This is a genomic window from Streptomyces sp. NPDC001941, assembly GCF_040296945.1.
Classification (GTDB): Bacteria; Actinomycetota; Actinomycetes; order Streptomycetales; family Streptomycetaceae; genus Streptomyces.
In genome coordinates this window covers 44,822-58,509 of record NZ_JBEOYE010000013.1, presented here as the reverse complement: position 1 = coordinate 58,509, position 13,688 = coordinate 44,822, and the positions used below count along the sequence as shown (strand labels likewise).

The window sequence follows — 13,688 nt, the reverse complement described above, 5'->3', positions numbered from 1 at the left end:
GGCGGCGGAGACTCAGACCGCCGCCGGCTCCGCCGGAAGGATCGCCGACACCCGGAAGCCCCCGGCCTCCGTCGGACCCGACACGAACACCCCGCCCAGCGCCGACACCCGCTCCCGCATCCCCACCAGACCGTTCCCCCCGCTCGGCAGCCCCGCGTCCGCCACCGCCGCGTCCGAAGGACCGTTCTCCACCTGCATCGCCACCTCGTCCCCCCGGTGCGCCAGCCGCACCAGCACCTTCGCCCCCGCCGCGTGCTTGTGGACGTTCGTCAACGCCTCCTGCACCACCCGGAACGCCGTCTGCTCGACCTCCGGCGCGTACGCACGCACCTCACCGCTCACCGACAGCTCCACCACCATCCCCGCCTGCCGCGACTGCTCCACCAGCTGGCCCAGCTCCCCCAGGCACGGCCCGTCCTCCGCGGCCGACGCCGCCGACACCGCCGCACCCACCGCGGCCAACGGCACCGCCGCCACCGGAGCCGACTCCTCCGCCCGCAGCACCCCCAGCATCTCCCGCAACTCCGTCAACGCCTGCCGGCCCATGTCCCCCACCAGCGCCGCGTTCCGCACCGCCTTCTGCGGATCCTTCGGCGCCACCGCCTGCAACGCCGCCGCGTGCACCACCATCAGGCTCACCCGGTGCGCCACCACGTCGTGCATCTCCCGCGCGATCCGCGTCCGCTCCTCCGTACGCGCCATCTGCGCCTGCTGCTCCGCACGGTCGGCCAGCAGCGACAACTCCTGCTCCAGGCTGTCCGCACGCTCCCGCAAGCTCTCCATCAGCCGCCGCCGCGCCCCTATGTACAGGCCGAACAGCACCGGCGGGGCGTTCAGCCCCAACGTCACGAACAACGCCATCAACGGCACCAGCCACGCCGTCGACCCCAGCTCCGACTGCGCCGCGCTCTGCCGCAACTGCACGTACGTCACGATCAGCACCGCGAACAACGACATCCCCGACAACGCGGCGATGATCCGGCGCGGCACCTCCGACGCCGCCAGCGTGTACAGGCCCACCACGCTCATCAGGAAACCCATCTGCGCCGGCGTCACCGCGATCGCCACCAGCACCACCGCGACCGGCCACCGCCGCCGCACCAGCAGCACCGACCCCGCGGCCAGCCCCAGCACACCCCCGAACGGCACCGCGATCCCGGCCTTCGCCGCGAAATCCGCACCCTCCAGCACGCACTCGAACACCGACACCAGCGCCAGCGCCACGTCCAGCAGCACACTCCGCCGCCGCTCCCACCACCAGCGCCGCCCGACGGCACCCGCCGCCGCGCCCTGGATCGCCCCCGTTGTGGTCATGCCTCCCAGCGTACGGGCGGGCGCACCCCGTTTTCCGAGGAGTTCCTCGCCCGAATCACGCCCGTGTACAGCCGGAACACGCGTTGATTCCCCGATATGACCAATCGGTCGGACTTTCGACCCGGGCGTCCGAATTCCGGGCGACCGGGCTCGTATGACATCCGACACAAGCGCGCCGGCCCCTTCGTGAACGTCCGTCAGGGCGCCGACCTTTACCGTCGCGACGGAGGGTGGCCGTGGGGCATAGTAGGGAACGCCAATCGGCCGGGTGAGCAAAATGTCCGTTTCGGTGGCGATGTTCCCCTGTGGTGTAATTGGCAGCACTGAGGCTTTTGGTGCCTTATGTCCGGGTTCGAGTCCTGGCGGGGGAGCGTGCGCGGGCGGGTCCCGACCTCATCGAGGTCGGGACCCGCCCTTATTTCCCCCCGGAAACCCCCCGGTATCCTGCGGATGTCCACCCCACCCAGAGCCGAAGGGCACATCCGTGAGCGCCAACCGCCCGGCCGCCGTCGTCGTCCTCGCAGCGGGTGAGGGCACCCGCATGAAGTCGAAGACGCCCAAGGTCCTGCACGAGATCGCCGGACGTTCGCTCGTCGGGCACGTCGTCTCCGCCGCCCGTGAGCTCGACCCCGAGCACCTCGTCGTGGTCGTCGGCCACGGCCGTGAGCAGGTGCGCGCGCACCTCGAGGAGCACTACGCAGGCACCCGTACCGCCGTCCAGGAGCAGCAGAACGGCACCGGTCACGCGGTGCGGATGGCACTGGAGGAGCTGGGGCAGTCGCTGGAGGGCCCGGTGGTGGTGGTGTGCGGTGACACTCCGCTGCTGTCGGGTGAGACGCTGCGCGGCCTGACGGCGACGCACGCGGCGGACGGCAACGCGGTGACGGTGCTGTCGGCGGAGGTGCCGGACTCGACGGGGTACGGCCGGATCGTGCGGGACGGCGTCTCGGGCGCGGTGACCGCGATCGTGGAGCACAAGGACGCCTCGGAGGCGCAGCGCGCGATCAAGGAGATCAACTCGGGCGTGTTCGCGTTCGACGGTGGTCTGCTGGCGGACGCGCTGGGGAAGGTCCGTACGGACAACAGCCAGGGCGAGGAGTACCTGACGGACGTGCTGGGGATCCTGCGTGAGGCGGGGCACCGGGTGGGTGCGTCGGTGGCCGCCGACCACCGGGAGATCCTGGGGATCAACAACCGGGTGCAGCTGGCGCAGGCGCGTGCGCTGCTCAACGAGCGGCTGCTGGTGGCGGCGATGACGGCGGGCGTGACGGTGCTGGATCCGTCGTCGGTGCTGGTGGACGTGACGGTGACGTTCGAGCGGGACGCGGTGATCCACCCGGGGACGCAGCTGCTGGGTGCGACGCACGTGGCGGAGGACGCGGAGGTGGGTCCGAACACGCGGCTGCGGGACACGGTGGTGGGCCGGGGCGCGCGGGTGGACAACACGGTGGCGGATTCGTCGGTGATCGGCGAGGGCGCGTCGGTGGGCCCGTTCGCCTATCTGCGTCCGGGGACGCGGCTGGGCGCGAAGGGCAAGATCGGCACGTACGTGGAGACGAAGAACGCGTCGATCGGTGAGGGCACGAAGGTGCCGCACTTGTCGTACGTGGGTGATGCGACGATCGGCGAGTACTCGAACATCGGCGCGGCGAGCGTGTTCGTGAACTACGACGGTCAGAAGAAGCACCACACGACGATCGGCTCGCACTGCCGTACGGGTTCGGACAACATGTTTGTGGCGCCCGTCACGGTCGGGGACGGTGCGTACACCGCCGCCGGCTCGGTGATCACGAAGGACGTGCCGCCGGGTTCGCTGGCCGTGGCCCGTGGCCAGCAGCGGAATATCGAGGGTTGGGTGGCTCGCAAGCGCCCGGGTTCGGCGGCGGCTCAGGCCGCGCAGGCGGCGGCGGAAGGTGTCGACGGCGAAAACTGACCGGAAACGGCTGCGTCGAACTCGGCGTACCGTGATACGTGCACACAAATTCGGCTGGCACGCGCGCGTGATGGCGGCCAGGGAACACGTCTGAGGAGACAGTGCTGTGACCGGGATCAAGACGACCGGCGAGAAGAAGCTGATGCTCTTCTCCGGCCGCGCCCACCCCGAGCTGGCCGAGGAGGTCGCGCACCAGCTGGGCGTCGGTCTCGTGCCGACGAAGGCGTTCGACTTCGCCAACGGTGAGATCTACGTCCGCTTCCAGGAGTCGGCGCGCGGCGCGGACTGCTTCCTGATCCAGAGCCACACGGCTCCGATCAACAAGTGGATCATGGAGCAGCTGATCATGATCGACGCTCTGAAGCGGGCTTCCGCTCGGAGCATCACCGTGATCGTCCCGTCGTACGGCTACGCCCGCCAGGACAAGAAGCACCGCGGCCGCGAGCCGATCTCGGCGCGTCTGATCGCGGACCTGCTGAAGACGTCGGGCGCGGACCGCATCCTGACCGTGGACCTGCACACGGACCAGATCCAGGGCTTCTTCGACGGCCCGGTGGACCACCTGTCGGCGCTCCCGGTCCTGGCGGACTACGTGGGCGCGAAGGTGGACCGCTCGAAGCTGACGGTGGTCTCCCCGGACGCGGGCCGCGTGCGGGTGGCGGACCGCTGGTGCGACCGGCTGGACGCGCCGCTGGCGATCGTGCACAAGCGCCGTGACAAGGACGTCGCCAACCAGGTGACGGTGCACGAGGTCGTGGGTGAGGTCGAGGGCCGCGTCTGCGTCCTGGTGGACGACATGATCGACACGGGCGGCACGATCTGCGCGGCGGCGGACGCCCTGTTCGCGCACGGTGCGGAGGACGTCATCGTGACGGCGACGCACGGCATCCTGTCGGGCCCGGCGGCGGACCGCCTGAAGAACTCGAAGGTCTCGGAGTTCGTGTTCACGAACACGCTGCCGGACCCGGGTGCGCTGGAGCTGGACAAGATCACCGTCCTTTCGATCGCGCCGACGATCGCGCGCGCGGTGCGCGAGGTGTTCGAGGACGGTTCGGTGACGAGCCTCTTCGAGGAGCAGGGCTAGTCCTGATCCGTACGTACGACACGAGGGCCGCATCCCGACCGACCGGGGTGCGGCCCTCGGCCGTTCCCCGGTCCCCGTCCCGTGAAACGTGATCGACTTGGGTGTCGCGCGAGTGGCCGGTTAAGCTGTCGGAGTTGCTCGGCGAGGGAGGCCGTACCGGTCAGGTGCGGTTGTCCGTTATCGACGCGCTCTTCGTAGCAGGCCGTTCGTGGCCGGGTGACCCGATGTCCACGAGTGCCACGAGGAGTGCACATGTCCGAGGTAAAGATCTCCGCCGGTCTCCGTTCCGAGTTCGGCAAGGGCGCCGCCCGCCGCATCCGCCGTGACAACAAGGTCCCGGGTGTCCTGTACGGCCACGGCACCGAGCCGGTCCACGTCACGCTGCCCGGCCACGACCTGATGATGGCCCTGAAGACCTCGAACGTCCTGCTGGCCCTGGACATCGACGGCAAGAGCGAGCTGGCGATCCCGAAGGCCGTCCAGCGCGACGCCCTCAAGGGCTTCGTCAAGCACGTCGACCTGCTGCTGGTCAAGCGCGGCGAGAAGGTCAACGTCGAGATCCCGGTCCAGACCGAGGGCGAGCTGGCCCCCGGCGGCAACCTGCTGGAGCACGTCCTGAACGCGCTGCCGGTCGAGGCCGAGGCCACCCACATCCCCGAGTCCGTGACGGTCTCCGTCGAGGGCCTGGAGGCCGGCGCCTCCGTGCTGGCCAAGGACATCACCCTGCCCAAGGGCGTGTCGCTGGCGACCGACGAGGACGCCGTGGTGCTCCAGGTCGTGGCCGCGCAGGCCGAGGAGCCGGCCGCGGACGCCGAGGGTGACGAGGCCGCCGAGGCCTGAGCCGTAGGCTCTGCCTGACCGACGGGGTGACGGGCCGCACGGCCCGTCACCCCGTCGTCGTGTTCACCCGGCAGGAAGATCCCGGTAGGCAGCACTCGGTACCGCCGGCCGGTACCCGGTACCGGTAGGAAGAACTCGGTAGGAGAAGGACGCGATGACGACCGACGCCAACGCCCCCTGGCTGATCGTGGGCCTGGGCAACCCCGGGCCCGAGTACGCCGCGAACCGGCACAACGTGGGCTTCATGGTGGCCGACCTGCTGGCGGACCGGATCCGCGGGAAGTTCAAGCGGGCGCAGAAGGCGCAGGCGCAGGTCGTGGAGGGCCGCATGGGTCCGCCCGGTCCGGCGAACCGCCGTGTGGTGCTGGCCAAGCCGATGTCGTACATGAACCTGTCGGGCGGCCCGGTGACGGCGCTGCGGGACTTCTACAAGGTGCCGACGGCGAACGTCGTGGCGGTCCACGACGAGCTGGACATCGACTACGGGGTGCTGCGGCTGAAGCTGGGCGGCGGCGACAACGGCCACAACGGGCTGAAGTCGATGACGAAGGCGATGGGCGCGGAGTACCACCGGCTGCGCTTCGGGATCGGCCGTCCGCCGGGCCGGATGCAGGTGGCGGACTTCGTCCTGAAGGACTTCTCGTCGGCGGAGCGCAAGGAGCTGGACTACTTCGTGGACCGGGCGGCGGACGCGGTGGAGTGCCTGGTGGCGGAGGGCCTGGAGCGGGCGCAGTCGGCGTACAACTCCTGACGCGGGCCCACCCGGCCGCCCGTCCGTTCCCGGCCCGCCGGCTCCCGGTCTCGTACGGCGATGCTTTGGCCTAGGATCGCGCCCCATGAAGCGGACGGTTCTCCTCCAGCACACCCGTAACCTCGTCATGGCCCTGGTGGCCCTGCTGATCGTCGTGGCCGGTGCCTGGTCGTCGTGGGGCGGCGCGCAGCACGTGCTGCTGGCCAAGGGCCGCGAGCACGGCACGCTGGCGGTGACGGGCTGCGGCGAGGAGATCTGCACGGGCCGGTACCGCGCCGACGGTACGGGCCCGTTGCGCACGGACCTGACGATCGAGCGGTCCATCGCGGCGAAGAAGGGCGACCACCTGGACGTGGTGGTCAAGCCGGGCACCCGGGAGCTGGTGCGCACCGGTTTCGCCGGCGGACTGCACGCCTGGCTGCCGCTGGGCGGGGCGCTGCTGCTCGCGGCGCTGGTGGTGGCGGGCGGCCTGCGGATGCCGCGGTTCGCCTGGGGCCTCGCGCTGGGCGGCGGGGCGCTGCTGGTGGGGACGTTCTTCGCGTTGTGACTTCGCGTGGTGATCCCGTGGCGGGTGCCACGGGCGAGGGCCCGCACCCCGGTGTCGTACCGGGGTGCGGGCCCTCGTGCGTGCCGGGCGGCGGTCAGCCGGTGTTGCGCAGTCCGGCCGCCACGCCGTTGACGGTCAGCAGCAGCGCCCGCGACAGCAGCGGGTCGGGCTCCTGCCCGGCCGCCACCGCGTCGCGCTGCCGCTTGAGCAGGGCGACCTGGAGGTAGGAGATCGGGTCCAGGTAGGCGTCGCGGATGGAGAAGGTCTGCTGCAGGACGGGGTGGGCGTCCATCAGGTGCTCCTCCCCGGTGACCTTCAGGACCTCGCTCACGGTGAGCGCGTGCTCGGCCTCGATGTCGGCGAAGACGTGCTTGAGCTCGTCGGGCACCAGGGTGTCGACGTAGTGGCGGGCGATCCGCAGGTCGGTCTTGGCGAGGGTCATCTCGACGTTGCCGAGGAAGTTGCGGAAGAAGTGCCAGTGCTCGTACATCTCGCCGAGCACCGCGTCCAGGCCGGCCTCGCGCAGCGCCTTGAGGCCGGAGCCGACGCCGAACCAGCCGGGGACGATCTGGCGGGACTGGGTCCAGCCGAAGACCCACGGGATGGCGCGCAGTCCGTCGAGGGAGACGCCGGAGCCGGGGCGGCGGGAGGGCCGCGAGCCGAGGTGCAGTTCGGCGAGCTGGTCGACGGGGGTGGAGGCCAGGAAGTACGTCGGCAGGTCCGGGTCCTCGACCAGCTTGCGGTACGCGGCGTGCGCGGCCTCGGAGACGGTGTCCATGGCCGCGTCCCAGCGGGCGAGGGCCTCGTCGGACTGGCGGGGCGCGGTGTGCAGGGCGGAGGCCTGCAGGGTGGCCGCGACGGTCAGTTCGAGGTTCTCGCGGGCGAGCGAGGGGATGAGGTACTTGTCGGAGATGACCTCGCCCTGCTCGGTGACCTTGATCTCGCCCTCCAGGGTGCCCCAGGGCTGGGCGAGGATCGCGTCGTGGGAGGGGCCGCCGCCACGGCCGACGGTGCCGCCGCGGCCGTGGAAGAGGCGCAGCCGCACGCCGTAGCGGTGGGCGACGTCGCGGAGCCGGCGCTGAGCGCGGTGGATCTCCCACTGGCTGGTGGTGATGCCGCCGAACTTGGAGGAGTCGGAGTAGCCGAGCATGACCTCCTGGACGTCGCCGCGCAGGGAGACCAGGCGCCGGTAGGAGGGGTCGGCGAGCATCTCGTCGAGGATGACGTCGGCGGCGCGCAGCTCGTCGGTGGTCTCCAGGAGCGGCACGATGCCGATCTTGGCCCAGCCGGCGTGCAGGTCGATCAGGCCGGCCTCGCGGGCCAGGACGGTGGCGGCGAAGACGTCGTCGGCGCCCTGGCACATCGAGATGATGTACGACTCGATGACCTCGGGGCCGAACCGCTCGAAGGCCTCCTTGACGGTGCCGAAGACGCCGAGGGTCTTGTGGCCCGCGGCGTCGAGGGGGGCCGGGGTGGGGGCGAGGGGGCGGCGGGAGCGCAGTTCCTTGGCGAGGAGCTTCTGCCGGTACTCGCGGGGCATGTCGGCATAGCGCCACGACTCCTCGCCGAGGCGGTCGAAGAGCTGGCCGAGCGCGTGGTGGTGGGCGTCGGCGTGCTCGCGGACGTCCATGGTGGCCAGCTGGAGGCCGAAGGCGGCCAGCGTGCGGATGGTGCGGTCCATGCGGCCGTCGGCGAAGAGCGCGCCGCGGTGCTGGCGCAGCGACGTCTGGATGAGCCGCAGGTCTTCCAGCAGCTCGGAGGTGCCGAGGTAGTCGCGGCCGGGCTCGTGGGTGGTGCCCTTGGCGAGGCGCTCGCGGGTGTTGAGGAGCTTCTGGCGCACGCAGGTGACCTTGAGCCGGTAGGGCTCTTCGGCGTTGAGGCGCTTGTAGCGGGGGCTGATCTCCGGCAGGCGCTCCAGGTCGGCCTGGAGGGAGGTGAGGAGCTCCTCGGTGGCGCCGGTGTAGCGGATGGAGTTGGAGAGCAGTCCGCGCAGGAAGTCGATGAGGTCGAGGGCGTCGTTGATGCCGTGCTCGTGCTGCAGGATCAGGACGTCCCAGGTGACCTGGGGGGTGACGTTGGGGTTGCCGTCGCGGTCGCCGCCGATCCAGGTGCCGAAGGTGAGGGGGCGGGTCTCGGCGGGCAGTTCGACGCCGACGCGCTCCAGCTCGGCGGCGAGGTCCTCCAGGACGTCGCCGACGGCCTCGGCGTGCAGTTCGTCGAGGTAGTAGATGGCGTTGCGGGCCTCGTCGGCGGGCTCGGGGCGCACCACCCGCAGTTCGTCGGTCTGCCAGATGAGGTCGATGTTCTCGGCCAGGCGCAGGTCGTGGCGGCGCCGGTCGGAGACGATGACGGGGGTGTCCAGGAGCTCGGCGATGCGGCGGAGCTTGTTGAGGACGGAGCGGCGGGCGGCCTCGGTGGGGTGCGCGGTGAAGACGGGGCGCACGTTGAGGTTGCGCACGGTCTCGCGCAGGTGCTCCGGGTCGGCGTCCTTGAGCATGTCCGCGGTGCGGGCGAGCAGGCCGCCCTCGGCGGCGCGGCGCTCGCGCAGCTCGCGGCCGCGGTGCACCTGCTCGGTGACGTTGGCCAGGTGGAAGTAGGTGGAGAAGGCGCGTACCAGCTTGGCGGCGGTCTCCAGGTCGGTGTCCCCCAGCAGCGCGGCGGCCGCTTCTCCGTCCTCGCGGGTCAGGGCGCGGACCTTCTCGACGAGGTCGAGGATCTCCTGGCCCTCCTGGCGGACGAGCGTCTGGCCGAGGAGGTCGCCCAGTCGGCGGATGTCGGCACGCAGCTCGGCGCTGGCGGTGGGGGTCTGGTCGGCACTGCTCACAGGTGCGGCTCCTTGCAGTGTTCAAGCACGTCTTCAGGGGTACTGAGGCTTGCGGACCGCGCTGTCCGACGCTCCCAGGATAGGTGTCCGCGGCGGCGGCACTGTTCACCGCCCTCTTGCCGCGGGGCGGTGCGCTGCCATACTTACGACGCCGTAGGTTACGGAACCGTAGCCTGGCGGCCCTCCGGGCTTCCTCGTTCTCTTGCCCGCTCCCTCGCACCCTCACCCCCAGGGGACACTTCATGACCGCTAGCCCCGATGTGCTCGAATCCGCGAGCCGTACCGCGCAGCCAGGCGACGCGCTGCCCTCCGCCACCCTCGGCGGGGACAGCAAGGGCTCGATCGAGCAGATCGCGCTGCTGCTGTTCATCACGGTGCCCTTCCTGGCCCTGGTCGCGGCGGTGCCGCTGGCCTGGGGGTGGGGGGTCAGCTGGCTGGACCTGGGCCTGATGGTGGCGATGTACTACATCGGCTGCCACGGCATCACGATCGGCTTCCACCGCTACTTCACGCACGGTGCGTTCAAGGCCAAGCGCCCGCTGCGGATCGCGCTGGCGGTGATGGGGTCGCTGGCCGTGGAGGGCCCGCTGGTGCGCTGGGTGGCGGACCACCGCAAGCACCACAAGTTCTCCGACGCGGAGGGCGACCCGCACTCGCCGTGGCGGTTCGGCGAGACGGTGCCGGCCCTGATGAAGGGCCTGTGGTGGGCGCACATCGGCTGGATGTTCGACGAGGAGCGGACGCCGCAGCACAAGTACGCCCCGGACCTGATCAAGGACCCGGCGATCCGGCGGATCTCCCGGCAGTTCGTGATGTGGACGGTGGTGTCGCTGGCGATCCCGCCGGTGGTGGGCGGTCTGGTGACGATGAGCTGGTGGGGCGCGTTCACGGCGTTCTTCTGGGGCTCGCTGGTGCGGGTGTCGCTGCTGCACCACGTGACGTGGTCGATCAACTCGATCTGCCACGCGGTGGGCAAGCGCCCGTTCAAGTCGCGTGACCGCTCGGGCAACGTGTGGTGGCTGGCGGTCCTGTCCTGCGGCGAGTCCTGGCACAACCTGCACCACGCGGACCCGACGTCGGCGCGGCACGGGGTGATGCGCGGCCAGGTGGACTCCAGTGCGCGGCTGATCCGCTGGTTCGAGGCGGCGGGCTGGGCGTACGACGTGCGCTGGCCGTCGCGCTCGCGGATCGAGGCCCGGCGCAAGGAGAACGCCGCGGAAGCGGCATGATTGACGACGTGGCGATCGACGGCGGTAGTACCAGCAACGACAAGCCCCGCCGGGGGCGCAGGGTCCGGATGACGGGGGCCGAGCGCCGCCAGCAACTGCTCGACATCGGCCGCACGCTGTTCGCCGCGAAGGGCTTCGAGGGCACGTCGGTGGAGGAGATCGCGGCGAAGGCCGGGGTCTCCAAGCCGGTGGTGTACGAGCACTTCGGGGGCAAGGAGGGGCTGTACGCGGTGGTGGTGGACCGCGAGATGCGCCAGCTCCTCGACATGGTGACGGGGTCGCTGACCGCGGGTCACCCGCGGGAGCTCCTGGAGCAGGCGGCGTTCGCGCTGCTGGACTACATCGAGGCGTACACGGACGGTTTCCGCATCCTGGTGCGCGACTCGCCCATCCCTCAGTCCACGGGCACCTTCGCCTCGCTGATCTCGGACATCGCGACGCGGGTGGAGGACATCCTGGGCCGCGAGTTCAAGACCCGCGGCTTCGACCCGAAGCTGGCGCCGCTGTACGCGCAGGCGCTGGTGGGCATGGTGGCGCTGACCGGCCAGTGGTGGCTGGACGCCCGGCGGCCGAAGAAGGCGGAGGTCGCCGCGCACCTGGTGAACCTGGCCTGGCACGGCCTGGACGGCCTGGAGCCCAAGCCGCGGCTGATAGGGCACCGCAAGAGCTGAGCGCCGCCGGGCGCCGCCCCCGCGCGTGCGGGCGGCGCGGCCCCGGGTCCCCAGGTGCCCGGGGCCGCGCCGTCAGGCGGTGCGGGTGGCGACGGCGAAGACGCGGCGGAACGGGAAGACGGTGCCGTGCGGGCCGGGCGGGTAGGCCTCGCGCAGCATCTGCCGGTACTGGCCGAGGAACTCCTCCACGGCGGCCTCGTCGCCGTCCAGGGTGGTCAGCACGGGCCGCAGCGCGGTGCCCTTGACCCAGTCCAGGACCGGGTCCTCGCCCTGGAGCAGCTGGGAGTAGGTGGTCTCCCACACGTCCGTGGCGCAGCCGAGGTCGGCCAGGCGCAGCAGGTAGTCCTCCGGTTCCAGGATGTGGACGAAGCGCCGTCCCTGGTCGCCGAGGCGTTCGCGCCAGCGCGGCAGGTCGCACAGCCGGCCGAGCAGGTCGTGGCTGGGGGCGGTGAAGTTGCCCGGGACCTGGAAGGCGAAGGTGCCGCCGGGGGCGAGGCCCTCGATCCAGCCGGGGAAGGACTCGGGGTGGTTGGGCACCCACTGCAGGGCGGCGTTGGAGACGATCAGGTCGTACGGCTCGTCGGGCGTCCAGTGGGCGGCGTCGGCGGGGCGGAAGTCGAGCCAGCCGCCGCCGGGGGTGGTTCCGGCGTAGCGCTTCTCGGCCTGCTCCAGCATGTCCGCGGAGAGGTCGTAGCCGGTGATGTGGGCGTCGGGCCAGCGGTCGGCGAGCAGCGCGGTGACGTTGCCCGGGCCGCAGCCGATGTCGGCGATGCGGGCGGGGCGGGTGCCGGGCGGCAGCTCGGGTATGCGGGCCAGGAGATCGAGGAAGGGGCGGGTGCGGTGGGTGGCGTGGCGCAGGTACTGCTGCGGGTCCCAATGCGGAACGGAATGCATGTTCGAGCCTCCTTGCTGGCAGGTCGCGTCGAACCGGAAGGCGGTCCCGGCCCGACCATGCCCCATCGTCAAGGAGAATATATCTTGATGTCAAGAGACTTCATGTCGAGGAACCCTCTACACTGATCGACATGGAGGACGAGGTCGACCGACTGGTCGCAGCATGGCGGCGCGAACGCCCGGACCTCGACGTGGAACCGCTCGAGGTGCTCAGCCGCGTCAGCAGGCTCGCCCGCCACCTCGACCGGGCCCGGCGCCTCGCGTTCTCCGAGCACAACCTGGAGCCCTGGGAGTTCGACGTCCTCACGTCGCTGCGCCGGGCCGGCGCCCCCTACCAGCTCTCCCCCGGGCAGCTGCTCACCCAGACCCTGGTCACCTCGGGCACCATGACCAACCGCATCGACCGGCTCACCAAGAAGGGCCTCGTCGAGCGGCTCCCGGACCCCAGCGACCGCCGGGGCGTCCTGGTCCGCCTGACCCCCGAGGGACGCGACCGGGCCGACCAGGCCCTGGCCGGCCTCCTCGCCCAGGAGCGGGCGATCCTCGCCGAGCTCTCGCGCGCCCAGCGCGGCGAACTGGCCGCCCTGCTACGCCAGCTGACCGCCCCGTTCGACAATGTCCCCGGCTAGCTCCGCGGGACCCACCCCCGCGCGCCGGGCCAGCGCCACGGCGGCCAGCGTGGAGTGCACCCCGAGCTTGCCCAGCACGTTCTGCATGTGCGTACGGACCGTGTGCGGGGACAGGAACAGCCGCTCGGCCACCGCCTTGCGGCCCAGGCCCGCCACCATGCAGCGCAGCACCTCCCGCTCGCGCGGGGTCAGCGACTCCACCAGGCGCTCGCTCTCGGTGCGGTGCTTGCGGGCCGCGGTCAGCTCCCGCAGCACCCCGGTCAGCAGGGCCGGCGGCAGGTGCGTCTCCTCGCGCAGCACCCCGCGGATCACCGCGAGCAGCCGCTGCAGCGAGCAGTCCTTGGCGACCCAGCCCGACGCGCCCGCCTGCAGCGCGAGCGCCGCCCGGCGCGGGTCGTCCTTCTCGGCCAGCACCACCGTGCGCACCGAGGACTGGCCCGAACGCACGCCCGCGACCAGCGAGATGCCGTCGACCACGCCGTCCTCGCCCACCGGCACCGCGCGGGCCACCGGCGCGGCGGCCGTGCCCAGGTCGGCGTCGACCAGCATCACGTCGAACTTGCGGCCCTCGGCCGCCCCGCGCTCCAGACAGCGCAGCGCCGCCGGACCGCTCCCGGCCGCCGCCACGTCCACGTCGGGCTCCGCCGCCAGCGCGGCGGCGAGCGACTCGGCGAAGATGCGGTGGTCGTCCACCACCAGGACCCGGATACGAACCACGGACACCCCCATGTGTGTCGAGGAACGGACCGGCGCGGATACGGCGCCCGGATGGTGAGGTGCTCGGGATCGCACGGCCGCCGCCGTGCAGTGACAGCTACCCCGCCCCCGGGCGTCGTACCCGACTTGTCTCGCCCCCTGATCAGCACCGGCCCCCACCGGTGCTGTGCATCAGAGTACGACCGGGGGCCGACAGGGGAAGGAGAATCGCAGAACTGGTGGTGCGGGGCCGTCGCGGGTCTGTTTAGGGTGAGC

General features: G+C 71.4%; 12 protein-coding genes and 1 tRNA gene. 9 read left to right on the top strand and 4 right to left on the bottom strand.

Features of this window, described 5'->3' with window-relative positions; genetic code table 11:
* Nucleotides 1-12: 12 nt before the first annotated feature.
* Entirely contained in the window at nt 13-1,314 is a 1,302-nt protein-coding gene (locus ABT160_RS12615; RefSeq protein ID WP_351646770.1) for a sensor histidine kinase, read from the bottom strand.
* Between the two features lie 299 nt (nt 1,315-1,613).
* On the opposite strand from ABT160_RS12615, the gene ABT160_RS12610 reads away from it, so the two are divergent.
* The 6 genes from ABT160_RS12610 (at nt 1,614) to ABT160_RS12585 (ending at nt 6,469) form a co-directional block, all read left to right on the top strand.
* Nucleotides 1,614-1,685: transfer RNA gene (locus tag ABT160_RS12610), tRNA-Gln, on the top strand.
* A gap of 113 nt (nt 1,686-1,798) precedes the next feature.
* Entirely contained in the window at nt 1,799-3,247 is a 1,449-nt protein-coding gene (glmU, locus tag ABT160_RS12605) for a bifunctional UDP-N-acetylglucosamine diphosphorylase/glucosamine-1-phosphate N-acetyltransferase GlmU (protein ID WP_351646768.1), read from the top strand.
* Nucleotides 3,248-3,353: 106 nt separating this feature from the next.
* On the top strand, nt 3,354-4,331 hold the full coding sequence (locus ABT160_RS12600; RefSeq protein ID WP_351646767.1) for a ribose-phosphate diphosphokinase: 978 nt from the start codon (nt 3,354-3,356) through the stop codon (nt 4,329-4,331).
* A gap of 252 nt (nt 4,332-4,583) precedes the next feature.
* A complete protein-coding gene (locus ABT160_RS12595) occupies nt 4,584-5,171 on the top strand; it encodes a 50S ribosomal protein L25/general stress protein Ctc (RefSeq protein ID WP_351646765.1) in 588 nt (195 codons plus the stop codon).
* A 154-nt stretch (nt 5,172-5,325) separates the two neighbouring features.
* Complete coding sequence (gene pth, locus ABT160_RS12590) at nt 5,326-5,922, top strand: aminoacyl-tRNA hydrolase (protein WP_351646764.1); 597 nt, start codon at nt 5,326-5,328, stop codon at nt 5,920-5,922.
* A gap of 85 nt (nt 5,923-6,007) precedes the next feature.
* Nucleotides 6,008-6,469 carry a hypothetical protein gene (locus ABT160_RS12585; RefSeq protein ID WP_351646762.1) on the top strand — a complete coding sequence of 154 codons (462 nt, stop codon included), beginning with the start codon at nt 6,008-6,010 and terminating at the stop codon, nt 6,467-6,469.
* Between the two features lie 94 nt (nt 6,470-6,563).
* On the opposite strand, the gene ppc is transcribed toward ABT160_RS12585, so the two are convergent.
* The gene (gene ppc / locus ABT160_RS12580) at nt 6,564-9,293 is read right to left on the bottom strand and encodes a phosphoenolpyruvate carboxylase (protein ID WP_351646760.1); all 2,730 of its coding nucleotides are present in this window, start codon (nt 9,291-9,293) and stop codon (nt 6,564-6,566) included.
* Nucleotides 9,294-9,535: 242 nt separating this feature from the next.
* Here ppc and ABT160_RS12575 point away from each other — a divergent pair, with 242 nt between their 5' ends.
* Both ABT160_RS12575 and ABT160_RS12570 read left to right on the top strand, forming a co-directional pair.
* The gene (locus ABT160_RS12575) at nt 9,536-10,522 is read left to right on the top strand and encodes an acyl-CoA desaturase (RefSeq protein WP_351646758.1); all 987 of its coding nucleotides are present in this window, start codon (nt 9,536-9,538) and stop codon (nt 10,520-10,522) included.
* Nucleotides 10,519-11,193, top strand: a complete 675-nt coding sequence (locus ABT160_RS12570; protein WP_351646756.1) for a TetR/AcrR family transcriptional regulator — start codon at nt 10,519-10,521, stop codon at nt 11,191-11,193. The genes ABT160_RS12575 and ABT160_RS12570 overlap by 4 nt, the downstream gene beginning before the upstream one ends.
* A gap of 72 nt (nt 11,194-11,265) precedes the next feature.
* On the opposite strand, the gene ABT160_RS12565 is transcribed toward ABT160_RS12570, so the two are convergent.
* Nucleotides 11,266-12,087: a trans-aconitate 2-methyltransferase gene (locus ABT160_RS12565; RefSeq protein WP_351646754.1), complete on the bottom strand. Its 822-nt coding sequence runs from the start codon at nt 12,085-12,087 to the stop codon at nt 11,266-11,268.
* Between the two features lie 131 nt (nt 12,088-12,218).
* Between ABT160_RS12565 and tamR the strand changes: the two genes are divergently transcribed.
* Entirely contained in the window at nt 12,219-12,716 is a 498-nt protein-coding gene (gene tamR, locus ABT160_RS12560; protein ID WP_351646753.1) for a MarR family transcriptional regulator TamR, read from the top strand.
* Here the strand turns inward: tamR and ABT160_RS12555 are convergent.
* The gene (locus ABT160_RS12555) at nt 12,675-13,433 is read right to left on the bottom strand and encodes a LuxR C-terminal-related transcriptional regulator (protein ID WP_351646751.1); all 759 of its coding nucleotides are present in this window, start codon (nt 13,431-13,433) and stop codon (nt 12,675-12,677) included. The genes tamR and ABT160_RS12555 overlap by 42 nt on opposite strands.
* Nucleotides 13,434-13,688 lie beyond the last annotated feature (255 nt).

What these genes read in the sequence shown, in the direction of transcription:
- ABT160_RS12615 (WP_351646770.1), bottom strand. Translation starts at nt 1,314, where the DNA reads ATGACCACAACGGGGGCGATCCAGGGCGCGGCGGCGGGTGCCGTCGGG.
- ABT160_RS12565 (WP_351646754.1), bottom strand. Translation starts at nt 12,087, where the DNA reads ATGCATTCCGTTCCGCATTGGGACCCGCAGCAGTACCTGCGCCACGCC.
- ABT160_RS12585 (WP_351646762.1), top strand. Translation starts at nt 6,008, where the DNA reads ATGAAGCGGACGGTTCTCCTCCAGCACACCCGTAACCTCGTCATGGCC.
- ABT160_RS12570 (WP_351646756.1), top strand. Translation starts at nt 10,519, where the DNA reads ATGATTGACGACGTGGCGATCGACGGCGGTAGTACCAGCAACGACAAG.
- ABT160_RS12575 (WP_351646758.1), top strand. Translation starts at nt 9,536, where the DNA reads ATGACCGCTAGCCCCGATGTGCTCGAATCCGCGAGCCGTACCGCGCAG.
- pth (WP_351646764.1), top strand. Translation starts at nt 5,326, where the DNA reads ATGACGACCGACGCCAACGCCCCCTGGCTGATCGTGGGCCTGGGCAAC.
- ABT160_RS12595 (WP_351646765.1), top strand. Translation starts at nt 4,584, where the DNA reads ATGTCCGAGGTAAAGATCTCCGCCGGTCTCCGTTCCGAGTTCGGCAAG.
- tamR (WP_351646753.1), top strand. Translation starts at nt 12,219, where the DNA reads ATGGAGGACGAGGTCGACCGACTGGTCGCAGCATGGCGGCGCGAACGC.